The organism is Geitlerinema sp. CS-897, from assembly GCF_028368005.1.
In the GTDB taxonomy this organism is placed as follows: Bacteria; Cyanobacteriota; Cyanobacteriia; order Cyanobacteriales; family Geitlerinemataceae; genus Baaleninema; species Baaleninema simplex.
Genome location: NZ_JAQNCQ010000213.1, coordinates 1 through 14572 on the forward strand (window position 1 = coordinate 1; position 14572 = coordinate 14572).

General features: G+C 54.2%; 16 protein-coding genes and 1 pseudogene. 6 read left to right on the forward strand and 11 right to left on the reverse strand.

Annotation, left to right across the window (positions count from 1 at the left end; translation table 11 throughout):
• A pseudogene (locus POG22_RS13465) lies at nucleotides 1–162 on the forward strand (RNA-guided endonuclease TnpB family protein); the annotation flags it as partial.
• Nucleotides 163–236: 74 nt separating this feature from the next.
• Here POG22_RS13465 and hemL read toward each other — a convergent pair.
• On the reverse strand, nucleotides 237–1535 hold the full coding sequence (gene hemL / locus POG22_RS13470) for a glutamate-1-semialdehyde 2,1-aminomutase (RefSeq protein ID WP_017659872.1): 1299 nt from the start codon (nucleotides 1533–1535) through the stop codon (nucleotides 237–239).
• A gap of 195 nt (nucleotides 1536–1730) precedes the next feature.
• On the opposite strand from hemL, the gene POG22_RS13475 reads away from it, so the two are divergent.
• On the forward strand, nucleotides 1731–2630 hold the full coding sequence (locus POG22_RS13475) for a calcium-binding protein (RefSeq protein WP_498905811.1): 900 nt from the start codon (nucleotides 1731–1733) through the stop codon (nucleotides 2628–2630).
• A gap of 602 nt (nucleotides 2631–3232) precedes the next feature.
• Nucleotides 3233–4549 (forward strand): four-carbon acid sugar kinase family protein, encoded by a 1317-nt coding sequence (locus POG22_RS13480; RefSeq protein ID WP_498905812.1) that lies wholly within the window; start codon nucleotides 3233–3235, stop codon nucleotides 4547–4549.
• Nucleotides 4550–4981: 432 nt separating this feature from the next.
• On the opposite strand, the gene POG22_RS13485 is transcribed toward POG22_RS13480, so the two are convergent.
• Entirely contained in the window at nucleotides 4982–5710 is a 729-nt protein-coding gene (locus POG22_RS13485; protein WP_498905814.1) for a DUF928 domain-containing protein, read from the reverse strand.
• Nucleotides 5711–5997: 287 nt separating this feature from the next.
• Entirely contained in the window at nucleotides 5998–6720 is a 723-nt protein-coding gene (locus POG22_RS13490; RefSeq protein ID WP_498905816.1) for a hypothetical protein, read from the reverse strand.
• A 62-nt stretch (nucleotides 6721–6782) separates the two neighbouring features.
• On the opposite strand from POG22_RS13490, the gene mnmA reads away from it, so the two are divergent.
• A complete protein-coding gene (gene mnmA, locus POG22_RS13495) occupies nucleotides 6783–7844 on the forward strand; it encodes an MnmA/TRMU family protein (RefSeq protein ID WP_498905817.1) in 1062 nt (353 codons plus the stop codon).
• Here mnmA and proC read toward each other — a convergent pair.
• The 8 genes from proC to POG22_RS13535 all read right to left on the reverse strand — a co-directional run bounded on the left by proC (nucleotide 7841) and on the right by POG22_RS13535 (nucleotide 12904).
• Complete coding sequence (gene proC, locus POG22_RS13500; protein WP_074170975.1) at nucleotides 7841–8647, reverse strand: pyrroline-5-carboxylate reductase; 807 nt, start codon at nucleotides 8645–8647, stop codon at nucleotides 7841–7843. The two genes, mnmA and proC, sit on opposite strands and share 4 nt — an antisense overlap.
• A 43-nt stretch (nucleotides 8648–8690) precedes the next feature.
• Nucleotides 8691–9326, reverse strand: a complete 636-nt coding sequence (locus POG22_RS13505; protein ID WP_063718243.1) for a cell division protein SepF — start codon at nucleotides 9324–9326, stop codon at nucleotides 8691–8693.
• Nucleotides 9327–9495: 169 nt separating this feature from the next.
• Entirely contained in the window at nucleotides 9496–10173 is a 678-nt protein-coding gene (locus POG22_RS13510; RefSeq protein WP_498905818.1) for a YggS family pyridoxal phosphate-dependent enzyme, read from the reverse strand.
• Between the two features lie 103 nt (nucleotides 10174–10276).
• Nucleotides 10277–10546, reverse strand: coding sequence for a transcriptional coactivator PipX (gene pipX, locus POG22_RS13515; RefSeq protein ID WP_063718245.1), 270 nt, complete (start codon nucleotides 10544–10546; stop codon nucleotides 10277–10279).
• A 475-nt stretch (nucleotides 10547–11021) separates the two neighbouring features.
• Nucleotides 11022–11225 (reverse strand): phycobilisome linker polypeptide, encoded by a 204-nt coding sequence (locus tag POG22_RS13520; RefSeq protein ID WP_026097321.1) that lies wholly within the window; start codon nucleotides 11223–11225, stop codon nucleotides 11022–11024.
• Between the two features lie 322 nt (nucleotides 11226–11547).
• Nucleotides 11548–12033, reverse strand: a complete 486-nt coding sequence (gene apcB, locus POG22_RS13525) for an allophycocyanin subunit beta (protein WP_017658499.1) — start codon at nucleotides 12031–12033, stop codon at nucleotides 11548–11550.
• Between the two features lie 95 nt (nucleotides 12034–12128).
• Nucleotides 12129–12614 (reverse strand): allophycocyanin subunit alpha, encoded by a 486-nt coding sequence (gene apcA, locus POG22_RS13530; protein WP_017658500.1) that lies wholly within the window; start codon nucleotides 12612–12614, stop codon nucleotides 12129–12131.
• 137 nt (nucleotides 12615–12751) lie between these two features.
• Nucleotides 12752–12904: a hypothetical protein gene (locus POG22_RS13535; protein WP_498905819.1), complete on the reverse strand. Its 153-nt coding sequence runs from the start codon at nucleotides 12902–12904 to the stop codon at nucleotides 12752–12754.
• A gap of 436 nt (nucleotides 12905–13340) precedes the next feature.
• Between POG22_RS13535 and POG22_RS13540 the strand changes: the two genes are divergently transcribed.
• Nucleotides 13341–14324 (forward strand): RNA polymerase sigma factor, RpoD/SigA family, encoded by a 984-nt coding sequence (locus POG22_RS13540; protein ID WP_017658502.1) that lies wholly within the window; start codon nucleotides 13341–13343, stop codon nucleotides 14322–14324.
• The coding region (locus POG22_RS13545) for a hypothetical protein (protein ID WP_498905821.1) at nucleotides 14293–14572 on the forward strand (280 nt) is incomplete at its 3' end. The genes POG22_RS13540 and POG22_RS13545, both read left to right, overlap by 32 nt.

Sequence of the window (14572 nt, forward strand, 5' to 3'; positions counted from 1 at the left end):
ATCGAAAATGCCTGTGGAGTCGAGGCGACGGGGGATCGGGTCACTGATTCTAGTTGGCTGGCTGTGAAGCAGGAAATCTTTGGGGCGACCCAAGGAATCTCCCTGCATACCCGGAACGGGTTGCTGGGAGAGGATGTCAAACAAAACGGCACTCGTGCTTGAAATGCTGAGTGCCGTTTTTTTGATGAAATTGACGGGCGTTCGATCCCGTTGTCATGGTGAGTTGACGCGATCGCCTATAGTGCAGACAGCACCTCGCGAGCCGCCGTCACGGTGCGATCGATATCTTCATCCGTGTGAGCTAAAGACGTAAATCCAGCTTCAAATTGCGACGGTGCCAGATAGATACCGCGCTCTAACATTCCGCGATGGAATTTACCGAATTTCGCTAAATCTGAAGTTTTGGCGTCATCGTAATTGTGAACGGGGCCTTCCGTGAAGAACATTCCGAACATAGCACTGAGAGACCCGCCGCAAACCGTATGACCGGTCTCTCGTGCCGCTTGCAGCAATCCTTCCGACAGCTTTTTCGTCATCGCGTCGAGCTGTTCGTAGGTTCCCGGCTTTTGCAGCAGTTCCAGGGTCGCGATCCCCGCCGTCATCGCTAGAGGATTTCCCGAAAGGGTTCCCGCTTGGTACATCGGCCCGGCCGGTGCCACCATCGACATGATATCGGCCCGTCCGCCGTAAGCCCCCACCGGCAGCCCGCCGCCGATAATTTTACCCAGAGTGCTTAAGTCCGGGGTCACGCCGAATTTTTCTTGAGCGCCGCCGTAGGAAATGCGGAATCCGGTCATCACTTCGTCGAAGACCAACAACGCACCGTATTCTTGGGTCAGTTCCCGCAAGCCTTCAAGGAATCCCGCATCGGGAAGAATGAAACCGGAGTTCCCCACCACCGGTTCGAGGATGACTCCCGCGATCTCTTCGGGATTTTCTTCAAACAGGGCTTTGACCGCTTCGAGGTCGTTGTAGGGGGCGGTCAGGGTGTTGCTGGTGGCAGTTTTGGGAACGCCGGGAGAGTCGGGAAGTCCCAAAGTGGCAACGCCAGAACCCGCTTTGACCAGGAACATATCGGCGTGGCCGTGGTAGCATCCCTCGAATTTGATGACTTTTTCCCGTCCGGTGAAAGCACGCATCAAGCGCAACACGGCCATGCAGGCTTCGGTACCGGAGTTGACGAACCGCACCATCTCGATGCTGGGTACGGCATCGATTACCATTTCGGCCAGGACGTTTTCTAGGTAGCAAGGGGCGCCGAAACTGGTTCCTTTATCGAGGGCGTCGTGTAACGCGCCGATGACATCGGGATGGGCGTGTCCGCAGATAGCCGGTCCCCAAGTGCCGACGTAATCGATGTATTGGTTGCCGTCTACATCCCAAGCGTAGGCTCCTCGGACGCGATCGAACACGACGGGCTGACCGCCCACGGATTTGAACGCGCGAACTGGGGAGCTAACGCCACCGGGCATGAGCTTTTGAGCGGCGGCAAAGATTTCTTCCGATTTGCTGGTTTTTAGGGTCGTAGAAACCAAAGTACGCTCCTTATCTATGCTTTACAATCTTGACGGTTGCGATCGCGTTTTGTTTAACTCAGAACTACTATCTTAGTCGAAATGTTACGTCGGTTCGTCGCGGTTGGGTGTTTACAAAATGTAAACCTCCCGTCGGAGCGGATTTGACGTTTCGGAGGGGATGAGTATTTGTGCGGTGAGTTTCCCGATACGTCGATGCGCGTTTTGTTGACGATTCCTCATTTTTTCAAGGCGAGCGATTCTGAAGAACATGGTTCTCTGGGGCGAGATCCTCAACCGCGTCTCGAGGCGTTGACGGCTTGTTTGCGATCGCTCCACGCCACGTTCGGCTTGTCTCAGGCGTACTACCACCACGACGAAGACGGCGATCGCTTGGTGCGACAACCGGCCAACGAGGCAACGCAAGTGCATCTGGACGTGGCAATTTGTACCACTGGGGGATTTCACTTGCTCGATCGCTTGCCTGTCGCTCGTCGATATTACCACCACAAATCGTTCCACATCGACAACCCCAAGTTTTTAGGAGCGGGATGTCATCTGCTCTTGAAACAAAATCGCGATCGTTACGATTATTACGGTTATTTAGAAGACGATTTGGTTCTGCGCGATCCCTACTTTTTCAATAAGCTCGAGTGGTTTAACCAACAGGTTGGCGATGAGGCGGTATTGCAGCCAAATCGATTTGAACTTTCGTCTGAAGGGGCGATCGAGAAAGTTTATGTCGATGCAGATTTTGAAAGTATTTTACCCCTTCGCAAGGACGACGTTCATAATTTTACTAAAAATACAGAAATCATCGGTCGGTTTCTCGGGAGTCCGATTCGCATCGTCCGGGCGCGAAATCCCCATTCTGGCTGTTTTTTTCTCAACCGAAGACAGTTGGCGTCTTGGACAGACAGCTCCAGTTTTATGAAGTTCGATCGCCAGTTTATCGGACCGCTCGAAACTTGCGCTACCGGAAAACTCATGGAACAGTTTCGGATATATAAGCCAGATTTCAAAAATGCCAACTTTTTAGAAATTCAACATTTTCAGCCTTGGTTTATCCGGAATTGGGGAGAGTCTGTGAGATTTACCTACAAATTACTGGAATAGCTTTTGGGTCGTTCTGCACTCTAATGATACGGAATTCGTTCCCGATCGGCTCGGTTTCAAGAAGTCAGTCTTCACCACATCCCCCCTTAGTCCCCGCTGCGTTGGGGGGTGGGAGGGATAGAGGGACTTGTCAGGTTAGGCAAAACCAGTATTTGAGATTCGGATTCCGTATGATGCGGATCGGTCACAATCCTTTCGTGGTAAGGATTCAAAAACCCAAGTAGCATTACTTCCTAAGTGGTGCAGAAAACTTTTCGAGATCTAGGATTGACAAAATACATAAAACCTGTATTGAGACTCGAGCCAGATCCCCGGCATCTTGTGATATGCCGGGGATCTCCGGCAAGCATTTACCGATCTGGGATTTTGCGGCCAACCCTGTTAATACAGCGCTCTCTTTTCTAACAAGGATTTCAGGACTTTTCTGCACCACTAAGGCATTACTCCTCATTACTTTCATCTCCTCACTGGTGACTGGTGACTGGCGACTGGTGACTGGCGACTGGTGACTGGTGACTGGCGACTGGCGACTGGTGACTGTTCACTGTCAAAGGGATGATGGGATGATGGGATGGAGAGATAACGATCGAAGACATTTTAAGATGAGTCAGCCGAAAATTATTGTTCTCGATGACGATCCCACCGGCTCCCAAACTGTTCATAGCTGCTTGTTGCTAACGAAATGGGATGTCGAGACCCTCAGAATTGGACTACAGGACGACGCGCCGATTTTCTTCGTTCTGACGAACACACGCGCGCGCACCCCGGAAGACGCCGCCCAGATTACGCGGGAAGTCTGCCAAAATCTCAAACAGGCGATCGCCGAAACGGGAATCGCCGATTTTCTCGTGGTGAGTCGCTCTGATTCGACGTTGCGGGGACATTACCCCATCGAAACCGACGCGATCGCCGAAGAACTCGGTTCGTTTGACGCGCACTTCCTCACCCCTGCCTTTTTTGAAGGAGGACGCTTCACCCGCGACAGCGTTCACTATCTCCTCGTCGATGGTGTCGAAACCCCGGTTCACGAAACGGAATTCGCCAAAGACTCGGTGTTCGGCTACCATCACAGCTATCTTCCCGATTACGTCGAAGAAAAAACCCAGGGACGCATCAAAGCTGACGATGTCGAACGGTTCGTCCTCGACGACGTGCGATCGGGATGTCTCGATCGCCTACAACATCTCACCGACAACCGCTGCGGCGTCGTGGATGCAGAAACCCAAGCCGATCTCGATCGCTTCGCCGCCGACGTTCGAGAAGCCGCCAGTCACGGGAAACGCTTTCTCTTCCGCAGTGCGGCGAGTTTGCTCACCTCCCTCGCGAACTTAGGGAAACAACCCATCGCCGCCGAAGATATGGCGCAATACGTCCGAGGTGGAAAACCCGGTGCGGTGTTAGTGGGGTCTCACGTTAAAAAAAGTACCCAACAACTCGAACGGTTGCTCCAAGAACCCGGAATTGAAGGGGTTGAAGTAGACGTGACGCACCTTCTCGAAGACTCCCAAGAACAGCGTCAGGCGTTGTTAGAGTCCGTTTTAGCGAAAACCCACGACATTTGGAATTCGGGAAAAACTCCCGCCATTTACACCAGTCGCGAGGAATTGCAGTTTCCCGACACGCCAACGCGACTGCGCTTTGGAATCGGTGTTTCCTCGCTGTTAATGGATGTGGTACGCGGTTTACCGAAGGATATTGGCTTCTTAATTAGTAAAGGTGGAATCACTTCCAACGACGTTTTGAGTACGGGGTTAGCCTTACAAACGGCGCGACTGTTGGGACAAATCCTCGCCGGATGTTCCGTGGTTCGCACCCCCGAAACACACCCGCAGTTTCCCAATCTCCCGGTAGTTCTGTTCCCCGGTAACGTCGGCGATGCAGATGGCTTGGTCACGGCGTACAAACGCTTTACCAGTTGATAGTTAATAGTTGATATCCCTCTTTTGTCAAACTGGGGTGAGTTCCGATTAGAAAAAGATCCTGAAGCTCCTAACGTGCTTGAACTTGGGAGATTGTATTCGCCAAAAGTCTACAAATTGTAGAATTCAAGTCGAAATATTTCTCAAACGCTCTCCTCGACAAGCATTTAAACGGCTGCGATCGAAATTTTCATCCCGAAAATGACAAAAGAGGGATAGCTAACAACGCGATGTGGGTGAAACCCCGTAGCGGTGTTGTATACACCGCCTTTACGGGGAAATGTACCTCCTCATACGGAATCCGAATTTCAAATACTGGTTTTGCACAACCCGACAAACCCCTCTCTGTGTCCTCTGTGGTGAAGACTTCTTGAAACCCAGCTTATCGGAAAAGGATGAAGTATCACCTCATCATCCCCTCATCCCTTCACCTCAAAGTAACGGTTTGTTACCGACTTTCATTAAATTGACGGATTCGGTAATTTCACGCCAAACTTCCATCCATTGGGAATTGTCGGGATCGTTGCGATGTAAGGTGGCGAGGGCGTCGATCGCGTCGTACCAAATTCCCGTTTCGGCGTACAGTTCGAGTCGTTCTTCAGGTGTGGCGCGATCGAGTTGTCGTTGAAATTCTTCTGTCGGCGATACTTTGACGATCGCCCCCGAAACACTTTCGTCGAAGTCTAGCAGTTCGACCGTCCAGCGATAGGGACGATACAGTTCTAGGGGATCGAAATTCGCGTTTTCGGGTAACGGAATACCAAAGGTTCCGTGGTGGTGTCCGAGACGAAAGCGACTTTGATAGAGGACTTCGTCGTTGTCGTCGCGTAAGGTAAATTGCAGGTTAGCCCCCGGTAAATTGGGAACGTGAACGTAGATCGTGGGATAGTCCCGCAGAGTTAAGCCGTAGTTTTCTGGAGGAACGATCGCCGTCAGCGGACATTCGAGTTCTTCGCCGTTAACAACAAGCGTCACGTCTCGGTCTCCAGGGATTTCAAAGTCCGCATAGCGGGTTCCCCCTGCATCGACTCGTTCGGGAGCGCCGCGATCGGGAGGCGTAAAATCGAGAGAGCGAGCTGGCGCGATCGCGAACAACCCAGTTAACAACAGCGCCGAGAGCGCGATTCCCGCCAATACGAGGAAACGAAGCGATCGAAACATAGTACCCCACTCGTAGAACTTCTATTGTTATACGATCTACGGTTTTTTTCGGTAAGTTCCCGAGAAACTTGAGACCTTTCGGAGCAGGGGAGAAACTGCTATAGCAATCCTAAATGGTTTGCAGAAACAGATCGGCTGAAAACCCCATGCCGTAACGATCTATCCTGAAAACAAGCCGCAAACGAAGTCGTACTCCTATTCCTGTTAACTGTCTTCACTGGCGACTGGTGACTGGTGACTGGTGACTGGTGACTGGTGACTGGCGACTGGCGACGGGTAACTGTCGATCAGCGATCGTAGTAAACGCGGGCGTTCCGCAGTCCCCGACGGTGGAGTTCGCTCGAAAGTCGTTCGGCGTCGTCTCGATCGGAAAAGGGGCCGATGGCGATGTGGGGACCGAGAGGACGATCGCGCAACACGACGGGAACGCTGGGATTCACTAACGCTCGAACGCGATCGACCGATTGACTGAGTTCGTCGCCATCGCCTGGAACGACGACGTAATACGGTGCATCTCGGGAGTCGGCGTCGGAGGACGATCCCATCGGACTTTGCACGACGACGAGAGCGATCGCCGAACTGATCCCTCGACCGGCGAGGAGACGAGCGCGTTCTTCAGCAGCGGTTTGGGTAGAAAACAGTCCCGCTTGGATAATTTGCTGTCCTTGAAACAGTCCGTAAGCTGCATTGGGATCGATCGCGCGAACCTGTCTCAACACGCTATCTTGAGTGCCGAGGACGTAAACGAGATATTGCTCGGTCGGAACCGTGTCGTTTTGGGGATATCCGAAATTCGATTGAGGGGGAGGCGGCGGCGGTACGTCGATCGGTGGCGGTACGTCGATCGTTTGAGCCAGCAGAGGTACGGCGATCGTACTCGCGGCGATCGAGCCGAACAGGGAGGCGACGGTACGGGCGATCTGAGATAGCATGGTACTCCAATTATCGTTGAACGATGGGCTGGGGTTGGCAAACCGTTCGATCGAGAAACCTGTTGTTTCGAGAGTCATCGTTTAGCATAAAAGAACGGTTAATGTTGTTTTAGTCGAAAGCGTCTCGACATTTTAGAGTCATGAAGAAAGTCGTTGTCGGTCTGTCCGGTGGGGTCGATAGCTCGACATCTGCCGCCATTTTGCACCACGAAGGATACGATGTGGTGGGGTTGACCCTTTGGTTGATGAAGGGTAAGGGTCAATGCTGCTCGGAAGGGATGGTAGACGCGGCGGGAATTTGCGAACAGCTCGGCGTTCCCCATTACATTGTCGATAGTCGAGACGTTTTCGAGAAATACATCGTCGATTACTTAGTCTCGGGATACGGCTCGGGGGTGACACCGCTGCCCTGTTCGCAATGCAATAAAGCCGTGAAGTTCGGTCCGATGCTGCGCTACGCTCAAGCGGAACTGGGGATCGATTATATTGCCACGGGTCATTACGCCCAGGTTGAATTCGACAATACCACGGGTCGTTACCAATTGCGACGAGCCGTCGATCGCCAAAAAGACCAAACCTATTTTCTCTACGATCTCGAACAAGAGATCTTAGCCCACTGTCTGTTTCCCCTCGGACGCTACCCGAAAAGCCAAACGCGTCGCGTCGCGGCGGAGTTCGACCTACAAACGGCGGACAAACCGGAGAGCCAAGACCTCTGTTTGGTGGAATCTCACGGGTCGATGAAGACGTTTTTGGAAAAATACTTGGCGCCGAAGCCGGGGGATATCGTCGATGTAGACGGTCGCGTCCTCGGACGACACGAGGGCATCCACAACTACACTATCGGCCAGCGTAAAGGCTTGGGGATTGCGGCGGCGCACCCGCTGTACGTGGTGGCCATCGATGCCGGACGCAATCGAGTTGTCGTGGGCGATCGCGCTAGCGTTCACAGTCCCGACTGTACGGTGCAGCGGATCAACTGGGTTTCGATCGCGCCTCCCGACGCGCCGATTCGCGCTCGAGTGCAAGTCCGCTACCGCACCCGTCCCGTGGACGCGACGATCGTTCCCCTCGACGGCGGCCGGGCAAAAGCGATCTTCGACGAACCGCAGTTCGGCATTACGCCGGGACAGGCGGCGGTGTGGTACGACGGCGACATCTTGTTAGGGGGCGGACTCATCGAACCGGAAGCCAAGGACTAACTTCCGAGTTGGCGCGATCGCTCGGTTGCCGCACGAACTGCCGAAATTAACGCCGATCGCAAGCCTTTCGCTTCGAGTTCGGCAATTCCTGTAATGGTGGTTCCCCCCGGACTGGTGACGCGATCCTTCAACTGTGCCGGGTGCAGTCCCGTTTCGCTCAAAAGCTGAGCCGTTCCGCGCACGGTTTCGATCGCCAGTTGAGTCGCCACGTCTCGGGGCAGTCCGGCAGCCACGCCACCGTCGGCCAGGGCTTCGATCGCGATCGCCACGTATCCGGGGCCCGAACCCGACAAACCGGTTACGGCGTCCATCAGGGACTCGGATACTTCTACCACCGTCCCTACCGCGCTGAGAATGCGTTTGGCAGTTTCGAGGGTTTCGTCCGTTACGAAGCGCCCCGCCGCCAAGGCACTCGTTCCAGCACCGACGAGAGCGGGAGTGTTGGGCATGACGCGCACGACGGGATGTTGGGGAAAGGCGGCCTCGAGTTTTTGTAAGGGAACGCCGGCCAAAATCGACACGATGAGGGTAGACGTAGCGATTTTAGCTGGGCGGAGTTCGGCCGCGACAGCTTGGAAGGCTTGGGGTTTGACCGCCAGTAGGAGAACGTCGGCGTTCTCGGACGCTTGGCGGTTGTCATCGCTGGTACGGACGCCGTACGTCTCGGCGAGATCGCGGCGACGCTGAGGTTTGGGTTCGCCGACCCAAACCTCAGACGGGCGATACACTTGTTGGGTCAGGAGGCGCGAGAGGATGGCCTCGGCCATCACTCCCCCTCCGATAATGCCTAGTGAATCGGACAAGGTTTTTCGGAAATAAGGTTACGAAGCGCGAGGGCGCGATCGTTTAGGACTGTGCCATACGCCCCAAATCTGCCGGCCAGCTCGGCGCAGTTCCCGAGGTGGGAGCCGTCGGACGAGGCGCGCGCAGGTGCGGTTGCATGACGTCGCGGACGACACCGGACTGGGTGCTAACTTGCACGCAACTGGGCGTAAAGAGGAAAATGCTTTCGCCGATTCGTTCTTGATGGCCGTCGAGGGCGAAGGTTCCTCCGGCAATGAAATCGACCGCTCGTTGTGCTTGGTCGGGGTCCATCACGGTTAAGTTGAGAACGACGGATTTACGTTCTCGGAGGGCTTGAATAGCTTGGGGCATTTCTTCAAAGGAACGGGGTTCCATGACCACGACTTCAGAAATGCCGTTGGTGGCGCCGGGTAATCCAATCACGTTACTTAAAGTTGAATTCACACTGGTCCCCGGATCGGCGGGGGTAGGACTGAAGGGTGCAGCGGAGCTGCCGGGAACGGTTCGATCGCGTAGGGAGCCGCGATCGCCGCTCGAATCGGTCGGAGGTGGGGCGGTCGATTCGGCGGGATAGAGGTTCGAGTAGTTGCCCCCCTCCATCTCGTCGTATTCGTATTCGTAGTCTACGGGTTCGCCCCCGCTGAGGTAATCCCGTAGTTTGGAAAAAATATTACTCATAGTGGCTTTCGTTGGAAACCCAATTTGAACTCAAACTCAGCGTGTAGCTTATCCGTTCCGTGCCGGAACTCGGACGGTTCGCCCCCATTGTATCGGGAGGTGGCAGCGATGCAACCTCGCCAGTACGGACTCGTTGAGTGCATTCATACTAGCATTCTCTTGTTGAGAATTACGGGCGTCTTTCACCAAAGATAACGCGCCCGAGTCGAACGATCGTCGCACCGCACTCGACGGCGATGGGGTAGTCGGAAGACATTCCCATCGACAGTTCGTCGAGGTGCAGGGAGAATTGGGAATGCTGGTTGAGGCGATCGCGCAGTTGACGCAAGCGATTAAAGACGTCGGCGGTTTCGGACGCGTCGAGTCCCAGGGGGGGAATCGTCATCAGTCCTCGCACGTCGAGGGTGTCGCACGCTTCGATTTTCGGTAAGTCTTCGAGCAGTTCTTCGACGCTCCACCCGGCTTTGTTGGGATCTTCTCGGAGTTTGACTTGCAAGCAGAGTTTGGGACTCGGACTCCCCCGTCGGACGAGGCGCTCGATCTCTTTGACGAGTTTGAGGCGATCGACGGAGTGAATCCAGTCCATGCGATCGAGCGCCTGTTTGGTTTTGTTGGTTTGCAGACCTCCGATGAAATGCCAGGTAATATCGTCTAGATCGCTTAACTGTTCTTGTTTGGCGATCGCTTCTTGGATGCGACTTTCGCCGAAATCCCGCACTCCGGCGGCGTAAGCCTCTCGGATCGCTTCGGCGGGTAAGGTTTTGGTCACGGCCACGAGCCGCACGGACTCGGGGAGCGACTGGCGAATTTTGGCAAGGTTGGCGGCGATCGACTTCGACTCTGACACGCTCGAATTTCCCTGTTCTCTCAACGGTACTCGAACGGCTTTGGATGGATCGGCGCGAGACACACTGGCGAAAAAGCGCGTTCGAGACTTTTCAATACTTAATTTATTGAAATAACTGTTTGCGGATGGTCTGTAGTTGTTCGTAAGGTTTTTGTAATTTCATGCGGCGCAGTTGGCGCAAGCGGTTTTCGAGAACCGTTCGCGCGTCCCCTCGTGTCAGTGGCTCGAAGCTCAACCCCTCGTCGTCGCTCGTTACGACGAAAAATAACCGCTGAGCGTATAGTGTCGTATAAAGTTCTTTGTTTTCGCCGATCGGACACACGCGAAAGAGCAAGCCAAAGGTCGGATGGTTGATGTAAGTTTCGGTGTTCATTCAGCTTTTAGGCTACCGTACAGTTGCTGTTCGCAGTGCTTCGACGGAGCGATCGGAACCTCAAACAGATCGTAATCGATGGTGACATCTCGCTTCGTTCCGCGCGACCTTGCTGTTGAGAACTCTCCATTCCTAACCTTTCACGACTTTTTGCGAAGTCTGTGATTTTGCTTCGATGGGCGATAGGAACGGAATAGCCGCACGCAATCGACGATCGGTAGGGCGATTGCGGGTTTGACGCCGTCTGGCAATTGATTTCCAAGACCTCTACCATATCAGGTCTTTGACGGCTTTTCAATGGGACTTGAGGAGTAACAGGGTTAGAAACCACACCCTTTCTCGCTCGGCGATCGCTAGTAACGATCGCCACTCGAGACGACGATGTCTCCGATACCGATCGCCAAACCCGGCCAAAAAATAGAGAGGCCGCAACGACCTCTCGCAACGATGCGATCGCAGAACCGCCAGACGAACTCTACTTTAGCCCGGTGTTCGTTCCCGGTTTGCCTGTAGCCAGTTCGACTTTAACGATTTTGCCACCCATCTTCATAATCCGTTGTTGCTCGCGGAACCAGTTATCGTACGGAACGAGTTTGGTGAAGTAGGTGTTTTGTAATTCTCTCTGGGTGCGGATGCGCGTTTGACTGGGAACGCAGGCGGTGACCCGGAACATACGCATGGGTGAAAGTCTCCTGTCGTGAATGCGAAACGAGGCAATGCTGTTTTAGCTTTAGCGGGTTTCGTAACAGTTTTAAGTCTTATATCGACCCCCGCTTCGTCTTAAGCGTCCGAAAACGGGGACTTCCCGCGAGTTTTTTTAACAGGTCGATCTGAAACCGAGAAGTCTGGGAGTCTAGAGTCAATGCGACAGTGTTCTTTCGATCGATCCGAGACCGAGTTTTCGACCGTTCGCACTCACCCCGGACGTCCCAGACCCGATTTGACGGCACGTTTGGTTTCGTCTGTGAAGACGACGGACGGCCGCAAACCGACGCGAGCGCTTAGCTCAAGCCAGAGCAGATGTAGTCGAAGTACACGCCCATTTCTTTGCCAGCCGCTTGACCGACTAAGCTAGCGGTGACTTCTTTCATCGCTTGAATGGCTTGGACGGTAGAACCGATGGGTACGCCCAAGGAGTTGTAGGTTTCTTTTAAACCGTTGAGGACGCGCTCGTCGAGGATGGAGGGGTCGCCAGCCAGCATCGCATAGGTGGCATAGCGCAGGTAGTAATCCAAGTCGCGGATGCAAGCCGCATAGCGACGGGTGGTGTACATGTTGCCACCGGGACGGGTGACGTCAGAGTACAGCAGGGATTTAGCCACGGCTTCTTTAACGATCGTCGCTGCGTTAGCGCCGATGGTCGCAGCCGCGCGAACCCGCAGTTCGCCAGTTTGGAAGTAGCCTTTGAGCTTGTCCATGGCAGAGCTGTCGAGGTATTTGCCCTGCACGTCGGAGGAGTTGATAACAGCGGTGATTGCGTCTTGCATGATTCTTACGTTCTTCTATCTATAGATTTAGAAACGATCGGTTGTGAAAGCTGAGCGAGGAGGAGTCGCGTCGTGCCTCGAGCGGCGACGACGTCCTACTGCATCGCACCGATAACGTAATCGAAGTAGGAAGCTGCTTCTGATGCGTCTTCCGTCGACATCAGAGAGGTGGCAACGTTTTTCATGCAACGTACGCCTTCTGCCACTGCTTCGATGGGCGTTCCCAAGGAACGGTACATTTCACGAACGCCAACGATGCCGATTTCTTCGATGGGGGTAATGTCGCCAGAGACTACTCCGTAGGTGATCAGGCGCAGGTAGTAGTCCATGTCGCGCAGGCAGGTGGCGGTCATTTCTTCGCCGAAAGCGTTTCCACCCGGAGACACGACGTCGGGACGTTTCTGGAACAGTTGGTTTCCTGCGTCTTTGACGATACGCTCGCGAGAGTCGGTCAAGACTTGTGCGATCCGCAAGCGAGCTTCGCCGGATGCAACGAAGCTTTTGATCCGATCCAGTTCGCCCGGGCTGAGGTAACGAGCCTCAGCATCAGCGTTCACGATCGACTTCGTGACGATACTCATGATGTGCGATTCCTCCAGAAAGGAAAATGTTACAGCGCGTATTGATGTTTGGGGAAAACCCCTTTTTGCAATCATGGTTATTGTGCAGCATAAGGTTAACGATCCCGGTCGGCGCTTAATAGTTTGTAATATTTTTCTCAGAAATTCGACGACCCTACGGCCGCACTCGATCGAGCGCGACCAGGGAGATCGAGCAGATCGACATCGACATCAAACGCCGCGATCGCTTCTGTGGCTTTAAACGCCGCGATCGCTTCTGTGGCTTTCGGAAACTCGCCTCGAGATCGCAACGTCTAATTGAAACAGTACGAGGATTTTAGGCTGGGGATTTTTGCCAGGCGTCTCGGCAACATCTTTCTGGAAATTGTTTTCCCGACACTGTAGTTATGACTGTCTCAGGGAGATCGTTGGCCGGACTGGGTGGGGAATACTAAATCTAGACCTTCTCCGGGTGGGGAATTCCGACCTTTACGAAGTCCGAACGACCCGATTACCATTGTAGTAAGGCAAAGTCATAACGAGTTTAGGTTACTCGAGAAGTATTACGAGTTCGCCCGCACCCGAAGGCTGTCACGTCATCGAAAATTCGCCCGTCGATCGCAATCTCAATCTTGGCCACGTTCGTAACGAAGATATCCCAGCGATCGACGGCTCTGTCGTCCTCCCCTGTAGCCGTCCCTCACCTCGTTAGCCCGAAAAGTTTTCCGTTCTGACGTTCAAGATTGTATGCCCACAGCCAACACCGAAATGAAAACTGCTAACCCCACGCTCAACGCCGATACCGTGCGGACGTACCTCCACGAAATCGGTCGCGTTCCCCTACTGACCCACGAGCAAGAGATCGTACTGGGCAAGCAAGTCCAGGCGATGATGAAGGCGCTCGAGGTCAAAGCCGATCTGACGGCGAGCTTACACCGGGAACCGACCCAACAAGAGTGGGCCGAGCGTGCCGACCTCGACCCGTCAGAACTGAGTCAGGTCGTGCGTCGCGGTCAGCGAGCCAAACGCCAGATGATCGAAGCCAACCTGCGTCTGGTGGTCGCGATCGCCAAAAAATACCAAAAACGCAACCTCGAGTTTCTCGACCTCATCCAAGAAGGCACGTTGGGACTCGAACGCGGCGTAGAAAAATTCGACCCCACCCGAGGCTACAAATTTTCGACCTATGCCTACTGGTGGATTCGCCAAGCTATCACCCGCGCCATCGCCCAACAAGCGCGAACGATTCGCCTGCCGATTCACATCACCGAAAAACTCAACAAAATCAAAAAAGCCCAACGGGAGCTGACCCAAACCCTCGGTCGCAGTCCCACCGTCGGCGAAATCGGTCTCGAACTCGATCTCGAGCCGTCTCAAGTGCGGGACTACCTCACTATGTCTCGCCAACCGATCTCCTTAGACTTGCGAGTTGGCGACAACCACGACACCGAACTGCAAGAACTGCTCGAGGACGAAACCGCGTCTCCCGAACAGTACGCGACGCAAGAGCTGCTCCGCCAAGATCTCGAGTGTATGCTGGCCGAACTGACGCCCCAACAGCGAGACGTGATCGTGTTGCGGTTCGGCTTGATCGACGGCAAAGAACTGTCCTTAGCTAAAGTCGGGGCGCGACTCAACCTCAGCCGCGAGCGGGTACGCCAGCTCGAACACCAAGCCCTGAATCAGTTGCGGCGTCGCCGTGCTGCGGTTCGAGAATATCTGGCCAGCTAAGGACGCGAACGCCGACGGAAAACAAATTTCACACGCTTCGGGACACTTTAATTTAAAGCGTCCCGATTTTTTATGGCTCGAACCCTGTCTGGGATCTTCTCGCTCGAGCATTGTCCGAGACAGCGGGACAAACTGTCACGGTCGAAATTCATCTCAGTCGGCCGAACCCGATTCGAGACAGAAACGCGTCAGAAGCGATCTGACGAAATGTCACCTCTTCGAGCCGTTGCGATCGCGATCGCAACGCC

Bases quoted from the DNA above. Each gene is read 5' to 3' on its own strand.
- pipX (WP_063718245.1), bottom strand. From the start codon at position 10,546: ATGAACACCGAAACTTACATCAACCATCCGACCTTTGGCTTGCTCTTT.
- POG22_RS13480 (WP_498905812.1), top strand. From the start codon at position 3,233: ATGAGTCAGCCGAAAATTATTGTTCTCGATGACGATCCCACCGGCTCC.
- POG22_RS13505 (WP_063718243.1), bottom strand. From the start codon at position 9,326: ATGAGTAATATTTTTTCCAAACTACGGGATTACCTCAGCGGGGGCGAA.
- POG22_RS13540 (WP_017658502.1), top strand. From the start codon at position 13,341: ATGCCCACAGCCAACACCGAAATGAAAACTGCTAACCCCACGCTCAAC.
- POG22_RS13520 (WP_026097321.1), bottom strand. From the start codon at position 11,225: ATGCGTATGTTCCGGGTCACCGCCTGCGTTCCCAGTCAAACGCGCATC.
- POG22_RS13475 (WP_498905811.1), top strand. From the start codon at position 1,731: ATGCGCGTTTTGTTGACGATTCCTCATTTTTTCAAGGCGAGCGATTCT.
- apcA (WP_017658500.1), bottom strand. From the start codon at position 12,614: ATGAGTATCGTCACGAAGTCGATCGTGAACGCTGATGCTGAGGCTCGT.
- apcB (WP_017658499.1), bottom strand. From the start codon at position 12,033: ATGCAAGACGCAATCACCGCTGTTATCAACTCCTCCGACGTGCAGGGC.
- POG22_RS13490 (WP_498905816.1), bottom strand. From the start codon at position 6,720: ATGACTCTCGAAACAACAGGTTTCTCGATCGAACGGTTTGCCAACCCC.
- mnmA (WP_498905817.1), top strand. From the start codon at position 6,783: ATGAAGAAAGTCGTTGTCGGTCTGTCCGGTGGGGTCGATAGCTCGACA.
- POG22_RS13485 (WP_498905814.1), bottom strand. From the start codon at position 5,710: ATGTTTCGATCGCTTCGTTTCCTCGTATTGGCGGGAATCGCGCTCTCG.